Origin of the sequence: Microcoleus sp. w2-18bC1 (assembly GCF_036700365.1) — a bacterium.
In the GTDB taxonomy this organism is placed as follows: Bacteria; Cyanobacteriota; Cyanobacteriia; order Cyanobacteriales; family Microcoleaceae; genus Microcoleus.
In genome coordinates this window covers 19,768-41,376 of sequence record NZ_JAUBOS010000007.1, presented here as the reverse complement: position 1 = coordinate 41,376, position 21,609 = coordinate 19,768, and the positions used below count along the sequence as shown (strand labels likewise).

Annotated in this window: 19 protein-coding genes; 7 read left to right on the top strand and 12 right to left on the bottom strand. The window is 47.1% G+C overall.

Annotated features, from left to right (window positions below):
* Window positions 1-102: 102 nt before the first annotated feature.
* A complete protein-coding gene (locus QT979_RS06800) occupies window positions 103-1,608 on the top strand; it encodes a serine/threonine-protein kinase (RefSeq protein WP_333308840.1) in 1,506 nt (501 codons plus the stop codon).
* 35 nt (window positions 1,609-1,643) lie between these two features.
* Here QT979_RS06800 and QT979_RS06795 read toward each other — a convergent pair whose 3' ends face one another.
* On the bottom strand, window positions 1,644-1,823 hold the full coding sequence (locus QT979_RS06795; RefSeq protein WP_333308838.1) for a hypothetical protein: 180 nt from the start codon (window positions 1,821-1,823) through the stop codon (window positions 1,644-1,646).
* 31 nt (window positions 1,824-1,854) lie between these two features.
* On the opposite strand from QT979_RS06795, the gene QT979_RS06790 reads away from it, so the two are divergent.
* From QT979_RS06790 to QT979_RS06780, 3 genes are all read left to right on the top strand, one after another.
* The gene (locus QT979_RS06790; RefSeq protein WP_333308836.1) at window positions 1,855-2,367 is read left to right on the top strand and encodes an inorganic diphosphatase; all 513 of its coding nucleotides are present in this window, start codon (window positions 1,855-1,857) and stop codon (window positions 2,365-2,367) included.
* 513 nt (window positions 2,368-2,880) lie between these two features.
* Window positions 2,881-3,789: an MBL fold metallo-hydrolase gene (locus tag QT979_RS06785; protein ID WP_333212328.1), complete on the top strand. Its 909-nt coding sequence runs from the start codon at window positions 2,881-2,883 to the stop codon at window positions 3,787-3,789.
* A 20-nt stretch (window positions 3,790-3,809) separates the two neighbouring features.
* On the top strand, window positions 3,810-4,376 hold the full coding sequence (locus tag QT979_RS06780) for a diheme cytochrome C (RefSeq protein WP_333308834.1): 567 nt from the start codon (window positions 3,810-3,812) through the stop codon (window positions 4,374-4,376).
* Between the two features lie 112 nt (window positions 4,377-4,488).
* Here QT979_RS06780 and QT979_RS06775 read toward each other — a convergent pair whose 3' ends face one another.
* The 5 genes from QT979_RS06775 to QT979_RS06755 all read right to left on the bottom strand — a co-directional run bounded on the left by QT979_RS06775 (window position 4,489) and on the right by QT979_RS06755 (window position 7,235).
* A complete protein-coding gene (locus QT979_RS06775; protein WP_333212332.1) occupies window positions 4,489-5,802 on the bottom strand; it encodes a hypothetical protein in 1,314 nt (437 codons plus the stop codon).
* Between the two features lie 40 nt (window positions 5,803-5,842).
* On the bottom strand, window positions 5,843-5,998 hold the full coding sequence (locus QT979_RS06770; RefSeq protein WP_333308832.1) for a hypothetical protein: 156 nt from the start codon (window positions 5,996-5,998) through the stop codon (window positions 5,843-5,845).
* A gap of 217 nt (window positions 5,999-6,215) precedes the next feature.
* Window positions 6,216-6,776, bottom strand: coding sequence for a Uma2 family endonuclease (locus QT979_RS06765; protein ID WP_333308830.1), 561 nt, complete (start codon window positions 6,774-6,776; stop codon window positions 6,216-6,218).
* A gap of 46 nt (window positions 6,777-6,822) precedes the next feature.
* Window positions 6,823-7,017, bottom strand: coding sequence for a hypothetical protein (locus QT979_RS06760; RefSeq protein WP_333308829.1), 195 nt, complete (start codon window positions 7,015-7,017; stop codon window positions 6,823-6,825).
* The gene (locus tag QT979_RS06755) at window positions 7,014-7,235 is read right to left on the bottom strand and encodes a hypothetical protein (RefSeq protein WP_333212338.1); all 222 of its coding nucleotides are present in this window, start codon (window positions 7,233-7,235) and stop codon (window positions 7,014-7,016) included. The genes QT979_RS06760 and QT979_RS06755 overlap by 4 nt, the downstream gene beginning before the upstream one ends.
* A gap of 462 nt (window positions 7,236-7,697) precedes the next feature.
* On the opposite strand from QT979_RS06755, the gene QT979_RS06750 reads away from it, so the two are divergent.
* Window positions 7,698-8,255, top strand: coding sequence for an HPP family protein (locus QT979_RS06750; RefSeq protein WP_333308827.1), 558 nt, complete (start codon window positions 7,698-7,700; stop codon window positions 8,253-8,255).
* A gap of 142 nt (window positions 8,256-8,397) precedes the next feature.
* On the opposite strand, the gene QT979_RS06745 is transcribed toward QT979_RS06750, so the two are convergent.
* The 4 genes from QT979_RS06745 to QT979_RS06730 all read right to left on the bottom strand — a co-directional run bounded on the left by QT979_RS06745 (window position 8,398) and on the right by QT979_RS06730 (window position 13,599).
* Window positions 8,398-8,805: a phosphodiester glycosidase family protein gene (locus QT979_RS06745; RefSeq protein ID WP_333308825.1), complete on the bottom strand. Its 408-nt coding sequence runs from the start codon at window positions 8,803-8,805 to the stop codon at window positions 8,398-8,400.
* A gap of 20 nt (window positions 8,806-8,825) precedes the next feature.
* Window positions 8,826-9,677, bottom strand: a complete 852-nt coding sequence (locus QT979_RS06740) for a hypothetical protein (RefSeq protein WP_333212344.1) — start codon at window positions 9,675-9,677, stop codon at window positions 8,826-8,828.
* 134 nt (window positions 9,678-9,811) lie between these two features.
* Window positions 9,812-12,937, bottom strand: coding sequence for a phosphoenolpyruvate carboxylase (gene ppc, locus QT979_RS06735; protein WP_333308823.1), 3,126 nt, complete (start codon window positions 12,935-12,937; stop codon window positions 9,812-9,814).
* Window positions 12,938-13,356: 419 nt separating this feature from the next.
* Entirely contained in the window at window positions 13,357-13,599 is a 243-nt protein-coding gene (locus QT979_RS06730) for a hypothetical protein (protein WP_333212348.1), read from the bottom strand.
* A 318-nt stretch (window positions 13,600-13,917) separates the two neighbouring features.
* On the opposite strand from QT979_RS06730, the gene QT979_RS06725 reads away from it, so the two are divergent.
* Both QT979_RS06725 and QT979_RS06720 read left to right on the top strand, forming a co-directional pair.
* Window positions 13,918-17,442, top strand: coding sequence for a hypothetical protein (locus tag QT979_RS06725; RefSeq protein WP_333308821.1), 3,525 nt, complete (start codon window positions 13,918-13,920; stop codon window positions 17,440-17,442).
* 106 nt (window positions 17,443-17,548) lie between these two features.
* Entirely contained in the window at window positions 17,549-20,422 is a 2,874-nt protein-coding gene (locus tag QT979_RS06720; RefSeq protein ID WP_445304757.1) for a zinc-dependent metalloprotease, read from the top strand.
* Between the two features lie 245 nt (window positions 20,423-20,667).
* Here QT979_RS06720 and QT979_RS06715 read toward each other — a convergent pair whose 3' ends face one another.
* Entirely contained in the window at window positions 20,668-21,102 is a 435-nt protein-coding gene (locus tag QT979_RS06715; protein WP_333212353.1) for an HNH endonuclease, read from the bottom strand.
* Window positions 21,095-21,508, bottom strand: a complete 414-nt coding sequence (locus QT979_RS06710; RefSeq protein ID WP_333212356.1) for a hypothetical protein — start codon at window positions 21,506-21,508, stop codon at window positions 21,095-21,097. The genes QT979_RS06715 and QT979_RS06710 overlap by 8 nt, the downstream gene beginning before the upstream one ends.
* Between the last annotated feature and the right edge of the window lie 101 nt (window positions 21,509-21,609).

The following is a 21,609-nucleotide window of genomic DNA, read 5'->3' as shown; positions in this document are numbered from 1 at the left end:
CCGGGTTTTTACGAAAAGACGCATTACAACCGCCAGACTCGCTAAACAACCCGGTTTCTGAACCCCGACGCTCCCCTCACACTCAAATTCATGTAAAAAAATATGACTAGCAAAATATTAGCAGAACGCTACGAAGTGCAGCGGCAACTAGGAAAACAAACTGGTCGCCAAACGCTGCTAGCTCGTGACTTACAAACTCACGAATTAGTTGTTATCAAACAGCTATTCCTCGGCAGCGATTTTGAATGGCAAGACCTCAAGCTATTTGAACGGGAAGCGGAAACTTTAAAAGCACTTTCTCACCCAGCAATTCCGCGCTACCTCGACTACCTGGAAATTGACGAACTAAATAGTAAAAGCTTTGCCCTGGTACAGACTTATGTAGAAGGAAAAACTTTGCAAGAGCATTTGCGATCGGGGCGTACTTTTAGCGAAAGCGAGGTAAAACAATTAGCTAAATCGCTGTTAGCAATTTTGAATTATTTGCACAAGCAAAATCCGCCTGTTATTCACCGTGACATTAAACCCAGTAATATTTTACTGCACAGCAGATCAGGTAACTCGGTCGGACAAGTTTATTTAGTTGATTTCGGTTCTGTGCAGAACCAAGCTGCAAAATTTGGCGGCACAATTACAGTAGTGGGAACTTACGGGTATATGGCACCCGAACAATTTGGCGGGCGCTCGGTTCCGGCTTCTGACCTCTACGGTTTAGGTGCAACTTTAATTTATTTGGTAACGGGTTTGCATCCCACCGAACTGTCGCAGCAGGATTTGAAAATTCAATTTGCCGATCGGGTACCGCAGGTCAATCCTAATTTAATAGATTGGCTGGAGTGGATGACAGAACCAAGTTTGTCCAAACGGTTATCTTCGGCTAGGCAAGCATGGCGAGGGCTTAAAAATCCCCACCTTATCAACAAAAGTCCTATGGTGGTGCTGCAGCCACAAGGCAGCGATATTAAACTTACAAAAAATTCGGAGTTTATAGAAATTGTAATTCCGGCAAAAGGCATCGGTTTTGGTTTAATTGCCACGCTTTCGGCTGTGGTATCTGCGAGTCCTGTCTCATTTATAGCAAGGGATATGTTGAGCGATGCGTTAAAGATAAATCCCCAATTTTTTATAATAATATCAGGAAGTTTGTTATGTATGGCAGGACTAAAGTTGATATTTGCACTATTTCGAGAAAGGCGCCTCAGAATCGATCGCCAGCAAATCTCCTGTAGCAGCCATCTACTGGGGTTGAGATGGAATCATGCCAAGCCATCTCCCAGAAACGAGATTTGCCACTTGGAAATTCAACAACGTGAATATAGAAACAGCGGTATTGGTGTAAAAGTTATAAAAGTTATGATTTTTGCTTTTTCAATCCCTAGAGAGTTATATCAAGCGGCATCATTACTTATGCAGAAGGGCCACTCGGAAGTGAGATTAGGGAAAGTCTATCAGATGATAGTTCAAGCAGGCAACCACAAATATCAGTTAGGAGAGAAGGAGGGACTAAGTGAATCAGAAATCAAGTGGTTAGCAACAGAACTGAGCCAGTGGTTGGGTTTGAAAATTAAAATAATTTTGACAGACGGTAAACAGAATAAATGGTTCTGAAAATATCTCCCTCGCCCAAACAAACCATTCCCCTCTCAAACTGTGGGATCGGCGCCCCGCCCGTCCCCTCTCTCTTGTGTGGGATGGGCGTCTCGCCCGAAAGCGTGTATTCTCCCAGCCGGCGACACACTCCCCCGCTTTCGGTCAATCTCATGCAGCATCGATCCCGATCGCCCGTAAAATGCTATCAAAGGGATTTGGCAAGTAGCACTCATCCCAATCATCTGTTAACTTGGAGATATTGTTGTGGACTTATCGCTAATTCCGGCACAGCCGAAACCAGGACTGCTCAACGTCCTCATCGAAATTACCGCCGGTAGCAAAAACAAGTACGAATTTGATAAAGACTTACAAGCCTTTGCTCTCGATCGGGTGCTTTCTTCCTCAGTCCAATATCCGTGTGACTACGGCTTCATACCCAATACCTTAGCCGATGATGGCGACCCCCTCGACGGCATGGTGATGATGGATGAGCCCACATTTCCAGGGTGCATAATCGCAGCCCGTCCGATCGGAATGCTGGAAATGATCGACGGAGGCGACAGGGACGAAAAACTTTTGTGCGTTCCCGACAAAGACCCCCGCTATGCTCACTATAAGTCCCTCAAAGACGTAGCCCCCCACCGCTTGGACGAAATAGCCGAATTTTTTAGAACCTACAAAAATTTGGAGAAAAAAGTCACGGAAATTCTGGGTTGGCAAGATGTCGATCAAGTAATGCCCTTAGTGGAAAAGTGCATCGCAGCCGATCGCCAATAAGCCCCTAGCCCGCACTCCTCGACTGCAACCCGACTAAAAACTCAGGGGGCAGAACTTAAGGCGATGCTGCACGTGAGGCGATGCAGTCGAGGAACAGATGGGTAGAATGTCAAATCAGTCGTGAATGCCGACTCACCGGAACAGCATTCCTGAAAACCCCGCCCCGGCCCCAATCTTGAAAAAAATACTACTCATAGAGTAAGATGAAGCGCAAATTCTACCTCTGGAGAATGAGTTATACGGCGGAGGAAGTTTTACCCGAACACTCTTATTCGGCGCTATCTTAATCTCAGAACACATAACACGGCGGGCAGCCCGCATGATGCAAAAAATAATCTCTTAAGCGTGACGTCTCCTACACGAATCGGTAAGGTTGAGAATTCTAACAGCCCAAGTATTAGGCACTCAAATAGTTTCCCGATCAAGGGCTTTATTATAGTACAGATTGCTAAAAACTAAAAAGTAAAAACTAAGATTTCAACTCCCAAGTTCCTGCCGCCAAAACTAAAAAAAATGCCAGATTCCGCACCCTCTCTACCCAATCCACAGCCTTCCGATCACAAACCCACTATGGAAAATAGTCCTTTGACCGAGTTTGTCGTTCAGTTTTGGGGCGTGCGGGGCAGCATCGCCACCCCCGGCACCAAAACACTGCGCTACGGAGGCAACACCTCCTGTGTAGAAATGCGCTTGGGCAAAAAACGCCTGATATTTGACGGCGGTACGGGCCTGCGAGTTCTGGGCCTAAACTTGCTGCGGCAAATGCCGGTGGAAGCCCATATGTTTTTCAGCCACACTCACTGGGATCACATTCAAGGGTTTCCGTTCTTTACTCCCGCCTTTATCCCAGGGAACTGCTTTCACATTTACGGTGCGATCGCCCCCAACGGCACTACAATCAAACACCGTCTTGCTGACCAAATGGTGCACCCCAATTTTCCCGTCCCCATCCAAGTCATGCAGTCCGACCTCAAATTCAACGATTTGACGCCTGGGGATATTATCGAACTCGACGATGTGAAAATAGAAACGGCACTGCTCAACCATCCTAATACGGCGATCGGATATCGAGTCACCTGGGAGGGACACACAGCCGTCTACTGCACCGATACAGAGCACTTTCCCGATCGCCTCGACGACAACGTGTTACACCTAGCTCGCAACGCCGACGTGCTGATTTACGACGCCAACTACACCAACGAAGAGTATTACGACTTCAAAACCCCAAAAGTCGGCTGGGGACACTCGACTTGGCAAGCAGGAGTAGAAATAGCGAAAGCTGCTGGAGTCAAAAAAATCGTGATGTTTCACCATGATCCGGGCCACGACGACAATTTTCTTGATCGTACAGAAGCAGAGGTGCAGGCAGCGTTCGCCAATAGCTGCTTAGCCCGCGAAGGCATGAGCATACCAGTAATTTAACCAAAAATAAATTCAGAATTATGAAACAGGAAAAACCCCGCAAACGTCGCAGAGTAGGCTTGCGGGGGCTTTACTCAACGTTGCTATTGTTGATAATTATCTGCTGTACCTGCGGCGGATGGGTTGCTGCTCAGACTGCTTACTCTCGCACTCCGGAGCGACTTGCTCAGGTGTCTTCGATCGAGGATACTGGTACGGTCGATCGCATCCCCGAACCCTACCAACTCGGACAGCAACTGTACCTAGAAAACTGCGCCACCTGTCACATCGCTTTACCGCCGCAAGTATTACCTACAGAAACTTGGCGCAGATTGCTGCAAGATCCCCAACACTACGGACAAACCATCAAACTGCTAGTAGACCCGCCCCGCCTGCTAGTGTGGAACTACCTGCAAACTTTTTCCCGTCCCCAAGCCAAAGACGAAGAACTCGCCTATCGAGTCGCCAGTTCTCGCTATTTCAAAGCACTGCACCCCAAAGTCAAGCTGTCCCAACCCGCAAATATCAGCAGTTGCGTTACTTGTCACCCCGGCGCGTCTCAATACAATTTCCGCAAGCTTACCGCCGAGTGGGAAAACTCTCCGTAGCGAACACAGGACTTACCCACAAACTATTAACTAGGGGAGTTATGCGGGCTGATTGGGTCGTGGGTTTATCCGTCGAAAGCGGATGAGGAGGTTTTTTGATTAGTTAGCTGACTTAGCCTTCATCTTCCATCACAGTTCCCTTGAAATTTGGGTAAGGGTTCAAGTCGAATTCCTGTCCGTGTAATTGAAAAAGCTTTTCCTTGATTTCTTTGTGTTCTTCTTTTGCTTTTCGGCGCCCATATACCTGCTTATTTTGTTCAATTTGCTCAATCAAAAACACTATTGCCTCTTTATTAAAGAATTCAAGGTAAGGAGATATGGCTTCCTGAAATCGAGAGTTTGCCTCATCAAATCCTGTGCTAGCACAGTAATAACTAGATAGTATGCGACAAAATAAATGTTGCCACTCTTCTGTATCAGGTGTCTTAAGCAAAAAATTTAATTCTCCCTCCGTAAAATTGAAGTTAATATCGTTTTCTATCAAAGATAAGATGTCTTGATAGTGTACATCTAAATTATTCTTCACAAACCATCCAAAGATTTTGCTTGTGTTAGTAGTTTTAACATTATGCTGTATTTTAAGTATCGCCTCTACATTAAGAAGATAATAAATTTTATGATTTTGTGACAAATAAATTACTAAAGAATCCAAAGTGCGCGGACTCGATGAAACATTACTATAATAGTCTTTCTCTCCTTTTATTTGGTTGAGAATACTTTCGGGGTGCCGATTTCCGATTACCTCAAGTGTTCGCAAATTGATAACTCTGTTTTTTCTGCACTTTTCGTTGTCCAGCTTAAATACCAACTTCCACAAACTTCTATAAATAGAAAGTTCAACTTCAGGTTTAAGTTTACTTAAATATCGACTTTCTAGATATTTTTTTACTTTTTGTGTAGTCTTAAGTGCTGGCGCTGCTTCCGCAATATCCTCTAAAAGTTCGTCAATTATTTTTTTCGTGTAGAAAGGCGGCTTTATAAGCAAATCCTCCAGAGTATTTCTAATCAGCGCCCTCACAGTTTCTTTGTTAGGTGTATGTAATTGTCTATCTGAGTCTAATATAGGGTGAGCGGATAGATGGCGTTGCTTTTGAAGATATAGCAGATTTTCATATTCTGAGTTATCCAACAGATTTGTCTTTGCATGGGTATCCTCAATCAGTTTAACTTCCCAAGAGGATGATTTGGGATTATCCTTTTGTAATTTTGTAAGGTCATTAAGAATTGATTTGGCATCTTTGTCTTGATATAAATCAATAAGATATTCAAGTTTATAAACTATGTCACAAACAGCGACAGACCAAAGCATTACCACTGCGGAACGATAGTTGCCATTGTGGTACGAAGATAGAACTTCTTGAAAATAATCTTTTGTCTTGCCGGAATGTATTTTTTCGGAAAGATTTTCTAAAGAGAATTCTAACATTACAAATAATTTCCTCAATTATAGCTTTCTGGTGAAACAGCTAAGAGCATTTCACATTTTCTTCTTGCGCTTCTTCTTGTTCTAATAAGCTCATTAATTTCTGAGCAGCATCACCATAATCATAAGGCGACCAAACACGATAACCCGCGCCATTATCCAATGGCTTTAACATTTCTTCTTTCGCGAATTCAGCCATTAAGAACTGCATTGTTTGAAACTTCTCAGCAGGGGATAACTGCCGAAGTCGGTCTAATAATTCAATATTTTAAATAAAACGCCATTGAATTCATTTCTCCATTTTACCACGACTTTGAAATTTAAACCACTCCCAAAAATCTTGGTTTTAACTCTTTATCTGCGTCCATCTGCGTTTGTCTGATCCCATCTGCGGTTAAAGCTCAAAAAAACTAAAACTAAACAGGCAAAAACAGTTCTGAAAAACTAATTTCAATCTCAGGAAAAGCTAGCATTCTAATCACAGCATTATCTGCAACAACTATCTCAGATTGATAGCCTCCCGGTGCAGGATTCCGGTAAATATATGCCTCGCGCGCAGCTACATCTAAAATCCAATATTCAGGGATATTTGCTCTAGCATAAATCGGTGCCTTTTCCCGGCGGTCAATTTGTAAGGTCGAGTAGGAAACTTCAATTAACAGCAAGATTTCGCTAGGATTTGGGTGATGGTCGCGATAATCTCCCGGATCGATACAAACAACTGCTATATCTGGTTCCGGTTCCGAAGTTGCTAAAGTAATTGGCAACTGCACGCGAATTGCTGCTAAATCTCTTAGCAGGTGTTGTAGATATCGATCGCTGCGTTGGGTTGTAGCAGCATGGGGTGGAGTTTGTGCGCTCATTTCAACAATTCTCCCATCTAGCAATTCAATCTTATCACCTTCAGTGAGAATGCCAGCTTCAATCATGCGGTGATATTCTTCGACTGTCCAGGTTCTTTCTTTTGTTGCTGTCATAATCTTTGCCTGCAAAAGCTTACTTCCTATTATAGTAATTGCCGATTCAATTAAAAAACACTGATTTGTCCGGTGTTGGTCGAGAACCCTTTTGAAAGCGTTCCCAAGACTGTTTTAATTGAGCAGGATCTGGATATTCGCGATCGTAAACCACCAGGACATTCGTCAAATTCCGTCCCGGCGGCCATAAAATCTGCCCTTGATGAGCCAAACCTACGGAAGCACCACCGTCCAAATTCATCGCTTCAAAACAGCCGTAGCACGGGCGAGGGCGGGACGCATCGCTTGCATAACCTTAGCTTCTGCTTCCAAAGACAAACTATCAAAAAAAGTTACCAGAAATAACTTCTCTCTCGAAGCCGGAAAGCCGATCGCCGTTCTCGAACCCACGCCCACAACATGAGAATCTTTAAAACCTTCCGATAAAGGAGACAGCCAAACTTTCCCCTCTTTAACCAATCTCGGCCCGCAAGTCAAAGAAAACCAATATTGACTCCAATCCAGCTTACGCTTACTGGGCCTCGCACCTTACAAATAACCTCTAGCTTTACCCTCATCAATAACTCTGACGGCTAACGGTGAAGTTTTGCGACTGCCGATAACGTCTGTTGCCAAACCGACCAAACTCGCTAGTCAGTTCCAACTGAGATGTTGCACCATTGTCAATAAGCCTTTGATGAACGGGCTCTGGGACCCGTTCCACAAGAGGAAAATCTACTCTTTGTGGAACAGGCATCTTGCCTTTTCTTGAGAATGGTGCAAGATGTGAGTTCCAACCGAGTGGTTAGCGGCAGCTTGATCGGCATAGAAGTAAAAAATCTGTGCTTTTAACTACTTTTTGACCAATTGTTATGATATCTTAACTTTACCGGAGGCTAGTTCAGACAATTTAAGAAGCCTGGTTATCAAGTAACCTGATTTATGATTGACCCTAAAAAAATTCAACTGAAATGGGAAAGTTATTGGTTTAAAACCTTTGGAAGATGGCGATCGTGTCCATTGAGCTGCCCCATAGACAGACCTCATCCTCGGCATATTTTTTGGAGTTGGATTGGTAGTTTTTTGGCAATTACTGCAACGTCCTATCTTGCTATAAAAACTAATTCTCCTTTACTAATGGCTCCGTTTGGCGCTACAAGCGTTCTGATATTTGGTGTCCCTGACAGCCCCTTGGCTCAACCCCGGAATGTCATTGGGGGGAATTTCTTAGCTGCTCTCACCAGTTTAATCATTCTGCATTTTGTCGGTTCTTCTCCCTGGGCGATGGGAATGGCTGTTTCTAGTGCGATCGGAATTATGCAGATTACCAGAACTCTACATCCCCCTTCGGGAGCAGTTGCCTTAGTTGTCATGATGACCCAACCAGACTGGAAATTTTTGCTAACACCTGCTTTTGAGGGCTCAATAATCTTGGTCTTGTGCGCCGTCATCTTTAATAATTTAGCCGCAGAAAGGACGTATCCCAACCACTGGTTATAGCATTGTCTCTAATTTTCTCATCCTCCCGAGGGTGCACTACCCAAAATCTGGATGCTCCCTCGATTCCTTCTTCCTTTTTCGTTCTTTCTGCCATCCGTTAGATCCCGATTCACTGCGCGTTGCCGAACTTCCTGCTGCTAGATCAATCAAAAAACACTGATTTGTCCGGCGTTGGTCGAGAGCCCTTTTGAAAGCGTTCCCAAGACTGTTTTAACTGAGCCGGCGCCGGATATTCTTTATCGTAAACCACCAGTACATTCGTCAAATTCCGTCCCGGCGGCAATAAAATCTGCCCTTGATGAGCCAAACTCACCGAAGCACCCCCGTCCAAATTCATCGCTTCAAAACAGCCGATCGCCTGCATAACTTTAGCTTCTGCTTCCAAAGACAAACTATCAAGAAAAGTCACCAAAAATAACTTATCTCTCGAAGCCGGAAAGCCGATCGCCGTTCTCGAACCCACGCCCAAAACACCAGCATCTTTAAAACCTTCCGATAAAGGAGACAGCCAAACCTTCCCCCCTTTAACCAATCTCGGCCCGCAAGTCAATCGATTTTAGATTTTAGATTTTAGATTTTAGATTGACTTGCGCGAGATAAATGCTCTTTCTTGAGGATTTTCGATTTTCGATTAAAGAATTGATTCCACGGATAAATCACGTGGCGGGTACCACCTTTGAAATTCTTGGTCAGAGAAAACCAATATTGACTCCAATCCGGCTTACCTTCAGTTCTAGCCGTCACCATTTCCAATTGATTTCCCGCTTTAATTCCCAAAGTCGTGCCGTAATTTTCCCATCTGCTGTATTTCATAAACTTACCCGCTGCCACCATATTTCCCAGCACAGATTTCTGCTCATCTTTACCAAAAAAAGTCCCGTTAGCAACAACAGCAGCCCGGTAACGCGACACCATATTTTCAAAAGGCTCGTCGCCCCGCGTTACTTTAGAAGTATTTGCAAAAGCTGCATAATTAGCTAACCCAATTGTGAGATAAATTTCCGGGTCTGCGAGGTCAATAGTTGTGAGATAAAAACTTGCGCCAGCTACATTTTGGCTGCTGACTTGTACGGGTTTTGCTTGCTTAGCAGAACGTTTGATAATTTGAGGTTGAGACGGTTGCGTGACCGGAGAATTTTCGGGCGATTTTACAATAGGATTACTCGGCAGAGGTTGATTGGTTTTTGCCGATTTTACAATGGGATTGGTAGGGAGAGGTTGAGGAGTTTGATTTGATTGTATACTTGATAAAAAAGCGAGTGACTTTTGCCACAGTTGAGCCGCCAGAGTCAAGAAAGTATCTCGGTTTTTGGCGATCGCAAAATAGTCAGCCGCAGCCCGCGCCAAAGCGATGCCCGTTAAAAATAAAAAAGTTCGCCGGAGCATCGGGCGACAAGCTTTAGACTGTTTGCGTTTAAACATACAAAAATCTCAGCTAGGATAGGGAACAGTTTCCTATGGCTGTGACTACAATGGGCGCGCGAATTCGGAAACTACCAGTAGCAAGGTGCTCCATCGCGCACCTCACCACTAATTCACAACTCAAAACTATTTGCCTAGCCCGTATTCCGCATCCCCGCAGCAATTCCATTAATCGTCAGCAGAGCTCCCCGCAACAATTCACCCTTGCTGTAACGCGAGTGAATCACCCCCGGAACCCCGCCACTACCATGCTGCCGCAAGCGTTTCAGCAGCGAAACCTGCAACAAACCCAAAGGCACAATCGTCGCATTTCGCAACTGCACCGATCGCTGCAGCGATGGATCTTCGTCCAACAAACGTTGGTGTCCGGTAATCGTTAAAACCAAATCGCGAATCAAGTGAAATTCGGCAGCAATTTGATCAAATAAAGCCTTAAAACGCTCCTTGTCAGCAGGCAAAGCTAACTCCTGCACGTAGTGTTCTGCAATCTGCAAATCCACCTTAGATAAAGTCATTTCCACTTTAGAAATTACCATTCTAAAAAATGGCCATTTTAAGTAGAAATACTGCAAAAGCTTCATGTGTTCTTCCGGTTCCTCCAGCAAAAACTCTTGCAAAGCTGTGCCGACACCGTACCAAGAAGGCAGCAAAAAGCGGCTTTGAGTCCAGCTAAACACCCACGGAATTGCTCGCAAACCGCTGATGTCTTTTTTGCCCCCGCGCCGGGCCGGACGAGAACTAATTTGCAACTGGCTGATTTCTTGAATCGGGGTAACTTGGTGAAAGAAATCAACTAAATCCGGCTGTTCGTAGATTAAATGGCGGTAGTGCGATCGCGATCTCGCCGACAACTCCTCCATAATCTCATTCCAAGGGTCGATGCCATCAAAACCAGTGTGCAGCAAACTAGCTTGAATTACCGCCGCCGCCACTGTTTCCAAATTGTAAAGCGCCAACTCCGGCAAAGAATATTTAGAAGCCAAAACCTCGCCTTGTTCAGTAATCTTAATTCGCCCACTAATACTCTTTCCAGGCTGAGCCAAAATTGCCTTGTAAGCAGGCCCGCCGCCGCGCCCTACTGAACCGCCTCGGCCGTGAAAAATCCGCAACTCTACACCGTGTTTTTCTGCCACCATTTGCAAAGCCTTTTGAGCTTTGTGTATTTCCCAATTGCTGCTGAGGAAACCCGAATCTTTATTGCTGTCGGAATATCCCAGCATCACCTCTTGCAATTTGAGAATTTCGATTGGGCATTTGAGATTTTCTGCGTTTTTTACCGCTAGTTCCTGCGCGTATCCTCCTGCTAGCAAGGCGCGATAAAGGGGTAAATCAAATATTTGCTGCATAACTTCCGGCGCTTTTTTCAAATCTTCCACTGTTTCAAACAGAGGAACTACTTGAATACTGCTAATTCCTGTCGCTGGATCGTAAAGTCCTGCTTCTTTTGCTAACAGCAAAACTGCTAGTAAATCGCTGACATCGTGGCTCATGCTAATGACATAAGTTTCGCAAATTTCCGGGCCAAACTCCTGCTGCATTTGCCGCAATATTCGGAAGGTATTAATAGTCTCGCAAGTTTTGGGAGAAAAAGGCAATTCTGCTGGAATTAAAGGGCGACGAGTTTGCAGTTCCGTTGCGAGCCAAATAATTCGATCGCATTCCGACATTTGATTGTACGGCTTGGGCAAAATTTGCAAGTATTCAGCAATTTCGCTCAAAGCGTCGGAGTGTACTGTTGACTCTTGGCGGATATCAAGGTAAGCCAAATTAAATCCGTAAATTTCTACTTGGCACAGCAGATTTTCCAAGTCCCGACAGCTCAAACCTGTTTCCACTAAATTGCGCTCGATGAGCTGCAACTCGGTCAAAAACTCAGTACCCGATCGATAAAGGCCGGTCATTCCGGGATTTTCCGACAAAGCTTCGCGTTCCCGCTGCAACTCGTCACCTTTGTAGAGCCGCCAATTACGATCGCGCGTATTTTCCAGTCGCTGCTGCACGTAGGCCAGCTTCAACCGATAAGGTTCTTGCCGGTAGCGGATTGCCCACTGCTCGTAAACATCCGGAAATTCCGATTTGTCGCGATCGAGAGATTCGAGCAATTCCGGCAGCACGTCACTCCAGTGCAGCGACAAACTCAAAAGTTCGTTCAGCCGCTTCACGGCGTTGATGTACTTACACAGCACCAAATGGCGCTGATAGCAAGCGGTTTGCCAAGTAACTTTCGGAGTCACAGAAGGATTGCCGTCCCTGTCCGAACCCACCCAAGAACCGAACTTGCAAAAATTGTAACTAGGCGGTTTCAGATAAGGGTAAGAAGCGTGCAGAGCTTGCTTTAAGCGGTGGTAGAGTTCGGGAATCGCATCAAACAGCACTTCATCGAAGTAGTGGAGAGTGTACTCCACCTCGTCAAGCACAGTCGGCTTGAACTGGTGCAGTTCGTCAGTGCGCCACCATAGGCGAATTTCTTCCATCAGTTGCTCTTGGAGAGCGGCTGCTTCCCAGCAAGACACCGGGTAGGGGCTTTGAGAGTCGGCCCCAAGTACCTGAAATTTCTCGTCAACTTGGTCTAGCTGTTGGAGAATCTTCGCCATTCGTCGCTGTTTGGTGCGGATCGTGTGGCGAACAATTTCCGTCGGGTGAGCGGTGAATACCAAGCGGATGTCTAACTGATCGATCAAGCGTTGGATTTGCTGGCTGGGCACGTTCAAGCGCAGCAGCATCGGGAACAGTTGGTGAAAAGTGCCGGCATCACGAGTGATCATCTCGTTGCTGTCTGCCTTGCTCAAAGCCATTTGGGCTGGGACTGGGCCTTCCCGGTGGCGTGGGCGATCGGGGGCATCAGTTGCTTGTCCTGGCAGCTTAGAAAACATCCGCCCACCAGCATCGTTGCTGCTAGCGTAAGCTAGCTGTTGGTCTCGCTGTTCGTAGTGCTGTTCGACAATGTTGATCAACTGAAAATACAGTGCAAAAGCCCTAGCGGCGCGGATGGCGGCGTTGAGGTCGAGCTTTTCGATTAGCTGTACGACATTCGACTCGCGAAAGTGAGTGGCCTGTCCCTCGGCGGAATTGACCGATCGCATTTGTTGGAGCAAATCCACCAATTCCTGCCCGCACTCCTGTCGCAGCACCGATTCCCACAAGTCCTCTACAACTTTGAGGCGATTTCGCAGAAACAGGTCTGATTTTGAGTAAGCGGGAGAATGGGAAATAGATGTTGTATCAATAGCCTGTTCTGAAGACTGGAGGACTGAACTCATCGGGCTGTTCCTCAATAGCTGCGGGTGTCAAGAAAATTGTATGGTTTAGTTTCGCCTAAAACACTTTTGTTTGCAGTCAAATTTGAGACAACTTATTGCAACGTAGAAAGTAGAAGGCACTTATGTACAAAGTATAAGGAAAGACCAATTCTCACAGCACGGATTGTACTTCTTGTCAAGCTTTCAGGTCAGTTAACTTGGAGTTTGAGATTTTAGACGATCGGCGTGAGACGAACGTCTTAGCGCGAGCGTCGAGTCGCGCTCAGTCGAACGATTTTAGATTTACTCCCAAGATGAATCTGGGAAGTTAAACTAGGGTCGAAAATTTTTATCTCTCCAAGACAGGAGTCGCGGGCTGGTATGCGTTGTTGGGCGGGGTCACAAAATTTAACTTCTAGCAGCATCCTTCCTTGGGCTTTCTAATCCTGTGATTGAGGAAAGTTGAGTACGGGAAGGCGCGAACCCCGAAAGACTTCTTCGCTTTCAACGCCGATCGACGCAACAAACTCAGCAGCAGCTTTAGCCGCCACCAACCCGCCCAGCATGGGTAAAGCGACCAAGCTCAACAAAATATCTGAGGGAACTGGCAACTTTGGACTCTCAGGTGTTTGAGTTTTGAGCAAGTCTTGGTTTTCCGACGGCATAAATTCCTCCTGTGTCAATCCATAATCCTCAGTTTACAAGCCAAATAATGATCTTGACCGCTGCTTTCTGACTAATAACTTCTGAGATCAAATCCGGTGACGAATAACTTGTGGCTTGGCTTAATTTGGACTTATCTGTGCCAAAATGTCGAGGTATTATCAAAAAAATATTCCCCAACGGCTCGAAGCCGAGGGGATACAAGGCAAGACTCTAAGTCCAGCATGGCTTAAACCAGACAAAACGGTTAGGCTCGGCAAATCCAATAATTGTCCGTAAAATCTGTAACTGTGCTATTTCTAGAAAACAAAACCAGCTTTGGCAAAATTTAGAGTTTCATGTTAAATGCGAACGGGAGCATATTGGCAGACAATCCATCAAGCGCCTCGCAGTGGGCGCAAGAAGCTTTAGGGCTTCCCGAAGTTCAAGTACAAGCGCGTTTGCGGGGAAATCATCTGCACATTTTGTGCGAAGCAGCGCAGTGTCCGTCTCAAGAATTGGTGACGGCGAGATTTACCAACGCCCTCGAACACACTGATTTAACGCGATTGCTGCCCGATCGACCTAAAATTTACCAGTTGTTTCTGTGCGGCCGCAAAATCGGTTCCCGACAAAATGACTGGACAGTCCGGCTCGATTGCAGCAGTCCCAAGCGACAGCAACAGCAACAGCCACAGCAACCGGAACCAAAAGTTGCCGAAGTGCCGCCGCCAGCGAGTTCCCCCGACGAACCGCCAGCAAGCCCTAAAAGAGGCGGATTTTTCGGCAAATTTAAGAATGACAACCAGAAACTCAAACAGACACCAAAACCGATAGAAACAGCAGCCCACCCGCCGCAAGTACGGGAAGAACTGGATTTTGACGCCGAAAGTCTGCCCATCGCCTCCCGCATTCAATACCCAGAAGCTTTTGAAACTTCCCCCGTGACGATCGACACTTCGGCTGCTGCGATGCGGGAAGTTGTCGGTTCCGCCGTTCCCCCGCAGCAGAAAGCGAACCGTGGCGCAGTGGCTTTGATTCAATCCCCGGAAGCTGACTCAGGCGAGGGCGATCCTGATGGAACATTGACGGTTTCGCCGGAAACGTTGGCGCGCCGGGGCTATCCAGATGCGATCGCCAGCTATCTCAGCGAAATCCTCGGGCCGATGGGAGTTTCTGTGAAAGTCAGCATTCGCGAAAAAGAACTCAAAAGCAACCGAGAAACCCTGCCGGTGAATGGGCCGGAAAATATCAAGCCCAAGGAACGGCGACTGCTAGTGCTGTGCGAGTCAGCTTACAGCCCCGACCCCTCCTTGCTGGCAGAACCCATCGCCGGCAGGCTGCGGAAACTGCAACTAGAGGATTTCCGGGAAGCCGTGATCGCCAGCCAAGTCAGCGGCGAAGCGAAACCGGACTGGCTGCTGCGGGTGGATTTGACTTCGCCGGACAAAATTCTCAAGGAATGGGCCAGATGGGGAGACGTACAGTCGATCGCCAAACTGCTAAATCAACACTTGGCAGCATCGAGAGTCGAAGTGCGGGCAACCCTCAAAGAAGCAACCCTCCACCTGTTTTGCAGCAAAACTGCCAAAAAAGGACAAAAGCCTAAACGGCAAGAATACCCAGACAAGCAGCAAACCACCGAGGCGATCGCCCCTTTGTTAGCCTCATTTGCGCCCCAAGGCATCCGCGCAGCTACAATCTACGGCGTAGAACCAGCCAAGGACTCTCAGGCGGCGCCGGAGTCCCCGGTGTGGATAGACTGGGTGGACTTGCCTGCCGCCCACCACCCCGACTTGGCGGCAAACGCTAGAACGCTGGCGATCGATGGCGACCAATTGGCTTTGACTTTTTTATTGAACAGGTTGCTCAACCCCAATCTCAGGCGCAAGCTGGAAACAGGAGGGATTCGGGCTGTCGTGCTGCAAAAAGGCAACGTGCTGCACGTCATGACAGAAGCTCTGACTTGCCCTTCTCAGTCGAAGGTAGGCCCGCCGGTGGCGAAATTTTTGCGGCACTTACAAATTTCGGGAGTGGCAGGGGTGCGAGTCTACGGACGTCGCGCCGGCCAGAAACTGCCCCTGTGGCGCTACGCAATCGACCTCAGAACGGTTGTTGACGAGGAATCAGCGGCACCTGCACCGGTTCCCTCGCAAGTGGCTGTGTTGGAAAAGGAACCGGTGCCGGAGTTTGCCCCGGCAGAGGATGGGAGTTTTTCGGGTTTGGGCGACAATTTGGTGTTCGATGCTCCGGCGCCCAACTCCTGGCGGCCCCGCTTCAAAATCAGGCTCCCCGGATACAATCTGGGCGAGCAATTAGTTCAAGCTGCGGTGCAACCGCTTGTCGCTTCGGGTTTGTTTGTTCCCAATGATGGTTTATCAACGAATGCTGCTGCGCCGGGGGGCGTGAGAGCCGATCGCGCGGCGCGAATGGCTTTGATTTGGGCGATCGCCGGCTGTCTGCTGGCTTTCAATACCGATTGGCTCCTCGGTCAATTTCTGCAATCTGCGACGGTCAGTCAAGCTCCTAGCGCTTCCGAAGTTTGCAGCGGCCCAAATTGTCAAAATTCATCCCCCAAGGCTGTGGACGATGTTACAGCCGCACTTCCGAAGGCAACCCCGAAACCAGTTCCCCCTGCTGAGGAGGTGAATTTGCCTCAAACTCCGTTGCAGCCGTCGCCGGAAGCCAACCGGGAAGAAGCTTTTAATGGCTCTGGGTTTACGAAACCGGGCAATACTAGCGTTCCTGTAGCTGATGTTTCTGCTCCTCCGGTGTTCCCGACTTTGAGGAGCGAGCAGCTTGACGACCAAATAGCGCGCTATCAAGAGTATATCCACCTGCACAAAAAACCGCCGGACATTTTAATTGTCGGTAGTTCGAGGGCTCTGCGCGGTATCGACCCGGCGGTTTTGGAAACCGCTTTGGCAGCTTCGGGCTATCCGGGGCTGAGGGCTTACAATTTTGGGGTTAATGGAGCTACTCTCCAAGTTGTAGATTCGCTCATCCGCCGGATTTTGCCGCCACAACAACTGCCGAAATTGCTGGTGTTGGCTGACGGGGCGAGGGCTCTCAACAGCGGGCGGCCGGATTTGACTTTTAGTGCGATCGCTTCTTCGGAAGGTTACAGGCAATTGAGCCGGGGTAGTTTTCTGATCCGCACCAATCAATTAGAATCCGAAACATCGAAGGAAAGCGCCAACAATCCGGTGGCGACTGCGACTGAATTGGTGAACAATTTGGGAGAAGCTCAAGCTAATGTTCAGCAATTGGTGAGTCAAAAGTTGGTTGAGGGTTCTGCAACTTACAAAAAACGCGATCGACTTAAAGGGTTTTTGCGATCGATCGTTAATCCCTCATTAGCCCCTGTTGCCACCGACAGCCCCCAAACCGCAGCCCTGGGTGAACAAACAACTGAAAACGTTCAGCCCACTGCTGCGAGTAAACCAGTTAGCGAGTATCAACCAAATGGCTTTTTGCCGATCGATATACGCTTCAATCCCGAAACTTACTTTCAGAAGCACCCCAAAGTATCTGGTTATTACGACTCCGACTATCAAAATTTTAAATTGGTAGGCGAACAAGCTCTAGCACTCAAAAATCTGATCGAATTTACCAAGGTTCGCAACATCAATCTCGTGTTTGTAAATATGCCTCTGACTGAAGATTATTTAGACCCGGTGCGGACAGGTTACGAACAAGAATTCCGGCAATATATGCAAGAATTATCAGCTCAAAGCGGACTAATTTTCCTAGATAAGAGTTTATTGTGGCCCCAGGCGCGAGAATCTTTTTCCGACCCCAGCCACCTCAACCGTTACGGTGCTGTTGCAGTTTCTAAGCGGTTGGCTCAAGATCCCATGATTCCCTGGCCAGCGAAACAATAGTTTTGAATTTTGAGTTGTGAGTTATTTTAGAAGTTAAATGATGCGAACGTTGCGAGTGTGGCGTGACTATCTCAAAACTATTCTTTCCTGCGGCTGGATACTGAAAATGAAAAGATTGATATTTCCTGAAAATAGCAAAAATCAACAGATAAAAATTCCGAGAAAAAATCTGCCTTTGATATTTTTTATATTATCTTTAGCATTTTTCTGTTTCAGTTTGTATAAAGGTTTCTTCTTACCTGTAGCTTTATCATCTGGGCCGCCCAGCAACGAACAAAGTAGCGAACAGCAAAGTCTGGCACCATTTGAAGAGGTTGTCAAAGACGCGAAAAAGTTAGAGGGACTATTTACTCTTTACCGCAATCAAGCAACTGATAAAGTATATCTGGAAATTAAACCGCAACAACTCGACAAAAAGTTCCTGTGCTTTGTGACATTGGCATCGGGTTTGGGGGAAGCAGGCATTTTGAGCGGAATGCCGATCGGCGATTTCTTGTTTCAACTGCGGCGCGTCCAAAATAACGTGCAGTTTGTGATCCCAAATGTAAATTTTCGCACAAGTCCGGGCGACCCGCAAGCAGGTTCGGTAGCACGGGGATTTAGCGACTCGATTCTCTATTCTTTGCCTCTCAAAAGCATTGATCCGCAAAGACAAACTCTGCTGATCGATTTAGGCGATTTGCTGATGAGCGAAAAACGCGATTTACCAGGGGTAAAAGCGATTTTGCCGATGCTTTTGGGTTCTTCTTACTCGATCGATGCAGACAAGTCTTCTTTTAAAGATGTTAAAGCGTTTCCGCTGAATGTGGAGATTGCTTCTGTCTATGGTTTTTCTAGCGATAATGACAGTGAGCTTAACTATTTACCTTCGATTCCTGACAGTCGGGCTTTTAACCTCCGCATTCACTACAGTTTCTCGGAAGTGCCGCTAAATAACGGCTACCGGCCCAGACTTGCGGACGAGCGAGTGGGCTATTTTCTCACAGCATATAAGGACTTTTCTGACAAGAGCAGCCGGGAGCCTTTTGTGCGCTATATCAATCGCTGGCATTTGCAAAAGCAAATCCCGACAGCGCCGATGTCGCCGCCGGTACAGCCGATCGTCTTTTGGATTGAAAATAATGTGCCTACCGAATACCGAAACGCAATTCATGAGGGCGTTTTGGCGTGGAACAAAGCTTTTGAAAAGGCAGGTTTTACTGAGGCAATTCAGGTCAAACAAATGCCGGACAATGCTAAATGGGATCCGGCTGACGTTCGCTACAATACTATCCGCTGGTCGAGTTCTTTTGAGCCTCAGTTTGCCGGCATCGGGCCGTCTCGTACTAACCCGCTGACGGGGGAAATTTTGGATGCTGACATTCTGTTGGATGCTAATGTTGTCCGGGAAATCAAACAGGGTTATCGGTCTTTGGTGGAACAAAATAGATCGCTATCTAAGAGCTTTCAAGGGCGAAACGGTTCTAATACCAATCCCTGTCAGTTCGGGATGTATTCTCGCTATTTGAATGTGCTAGAAAATGGGGATTTAGGAAAAAGCAGCGGGGAAAATGCTCAAGGTGGAATTGCTGATGATTTGCCGACTTTGGTAGAAAGATACCAAGAGCAGAAGCGCTCGCCTTTATCGCGGTTGATGTCGAGTTCGGATATGTGTTTTGGGTTGGAATCGAGTCGCCAGTTTGCGATGGGGGCAATGTCGATGGATCTGTTGGAAAATGCAGCCCCTAGCAGTGGGACGATTGACAATTATGTGAATGAATATATCCGATTTTTGACTGCTCACGAAGTCGGTCACACTCTCGGTTTGAGGCACAATTTTCACGGGAGTACGATGCTGCAACCGGAGGATTTGAACAATACTCAGGTAACTCGCACGCAAGGTTTGGTAGCGTCGGTGATGGATTATGTGCCGATTAATTTGGCACCCCAGGGAACTGTGCAGGGCGACTATTTTCCAACGATTGTAGGGCCCTATGACGATTGGGCGATCGAGTATGGTTACAAGGTGATTGGTGGCCGGGACCCGAACAGCGACTTACCAACGCTGCAACAAATTGCCAGTCGCGGTGCCGAATCCCAATTAGCTTACGCGCCGGATGAGGATTCTGTGGATATTCTCGATCCGGCTGCAAATACCTTCGATCTCAGCGCCAATATGCTGAAGTATTCGCAATGGCAATTGGATAATGGGAGGGCGATGTGGAAGCGTTTAGAAAAGCGAATTCCGGTTGGGGAAGACGGTTATAACGAACTGCGGGTGATGTTTGATTCGGTGTTCGGATATTATGTCAACCAAGTGATGAATGCTACTTTGTATGTGGGGGGACAGTCGTTTAGTCGGATTCGCCCTGGAGATACTAATGCGAAGTTGCCGTTTGTGCCGATCGAACTTTCTCAGCAGCGAGAAGCTTTAGCAACATTGGAGAAGTACGTTTTTGCCCCGGATGCGTTTAGTTTTGCGCCGGAATTGCTGAATAAATTGGCGCCTTCGCGCTGGGAGCACTGGGGAAGTCCGGCTTTGGTGTTTCCTCTAGATTACCCGATCGGCGATCGAATTACTTTTTTGCAGCGGTTTGTATTGCGGGTTTTGCTATCTCCGATGCGCTTGGCGAGGCTGCGGGATGCCGAGTTAAAATCGGCGCCGGAAACTGCTTTGAGGTTGCCGGAAGTGTTGAATACTGTGCAAAAGGATATCTGGCAAGAGGTTTTGCAGCCGGAAAAGAAGATGCAAATTTCAACTTTTAGGCGTTCTTTGCAGCGGGAACATTTGGCGATTTTGATCGGAATGGTGCTGCGAAAAACGAATGTTCCAGAGGATGCGCGGAGTTTGGCTTGGTACGAGTTGCGGCAGTTGCGGGAAGGTTTGAGCAAGAGTATTAGGAATTTGGATAGGAATGCTGATGCTTATACGCGGGCTCATTTGGAGGAAACGCGCGATCGTATTTCTAAGGTTTTGAATTCGCAAATTCAGTCGAATTAATTTGGGGGTTCAGAAACCGGGTTTTTGCGGAAGATATTTCGTTGCTGCCCGCAGATTTGGTCAAAAACCCGGTTTCTGAGAATCTCAGTCAAGTTAAAATAATAGCGATCGCCCATCAATTGACAAAACCTCCGCTTCTCCGTTTTACTGCCCGCGTCCTGGTTTGCAATCTACGAAACCTAACGATTCTGTGTCGAGAAAACTGGCGATCGCCATTTCGATCACCGCTGCGATCGGATATTCAATTACGAATCATTGTGAGGTGGATGTAGAGCGATAGAATGCAGGACTCCTCGAAGATTGACTACTCCTTCTCGGTTGAGTTGCAGCCGATCGATGGTAGCGCGTCCAGTCGGTGTTAAACCCAACATTTGAGTCGAATCGCTGCTCCAAGTAAAGTGTTCGCTCCAGTTATCCTGTCGAGGATGATAAAGTGGGACAGAGCTACCTGTAATAGGGTCGATCGCCTCACTATGACTGTATTTGAAATTGTTGCATCCTTGACAAGCGATCGCCAGATTATCCAAATCACTGGTGCCACCTTTGGAGCGAGGGATAATGTGTTCAATCGAGAAGGGATCTGGAGAGAATTTAGCTTGACTGAGACAATACTCGCAGCAACCATTGGCGCGTTGTTTAATGAATTGTCGTTGCTGCTGTGTGAGGCGGGATTCAGACATAATCAACGATATCGGGTTGAGGATGGATGCCAAGGGTTTGCATCAGATCTGTCAGAGGTTGGTTGCGGAAGGTTGCGAGTTGAATTAAGGCTTGAATGCGGGTAACGTTGAGTTTTTCAAGGCGATCGCTCATTTGGATCAGTTGCTTGTGTTCTTCGGGAGTCAGGGTTTCGGCATGACGCTTGGCGATGAGGGCATGGTATTCTTCCCAGGTTTGTGCACTAAAGCCAATGTTAATTTGTTGCAGCAAGTCGGCTTCAGTAGGTTGGGTAATTGGAAGTCTAGGCTGGAGGCGTTCTTGCAGGGCGTTGAGGATGTAGCGATCGGGTTCCACGCCCTGTCGAGATGCTTCAGTGCGGATCTGGTGTTCGAGTTCGGGAGAGAGGTTGAGGGTGATGGTGGTCATGGTTATCTTGGCAGCAACATCTATTCATCATTTTAGCGATCGGGCTTTCACCTTATCTCGAACTTCATCGCCTGGGACTTCTCGATTTTACTGCCCGCGTC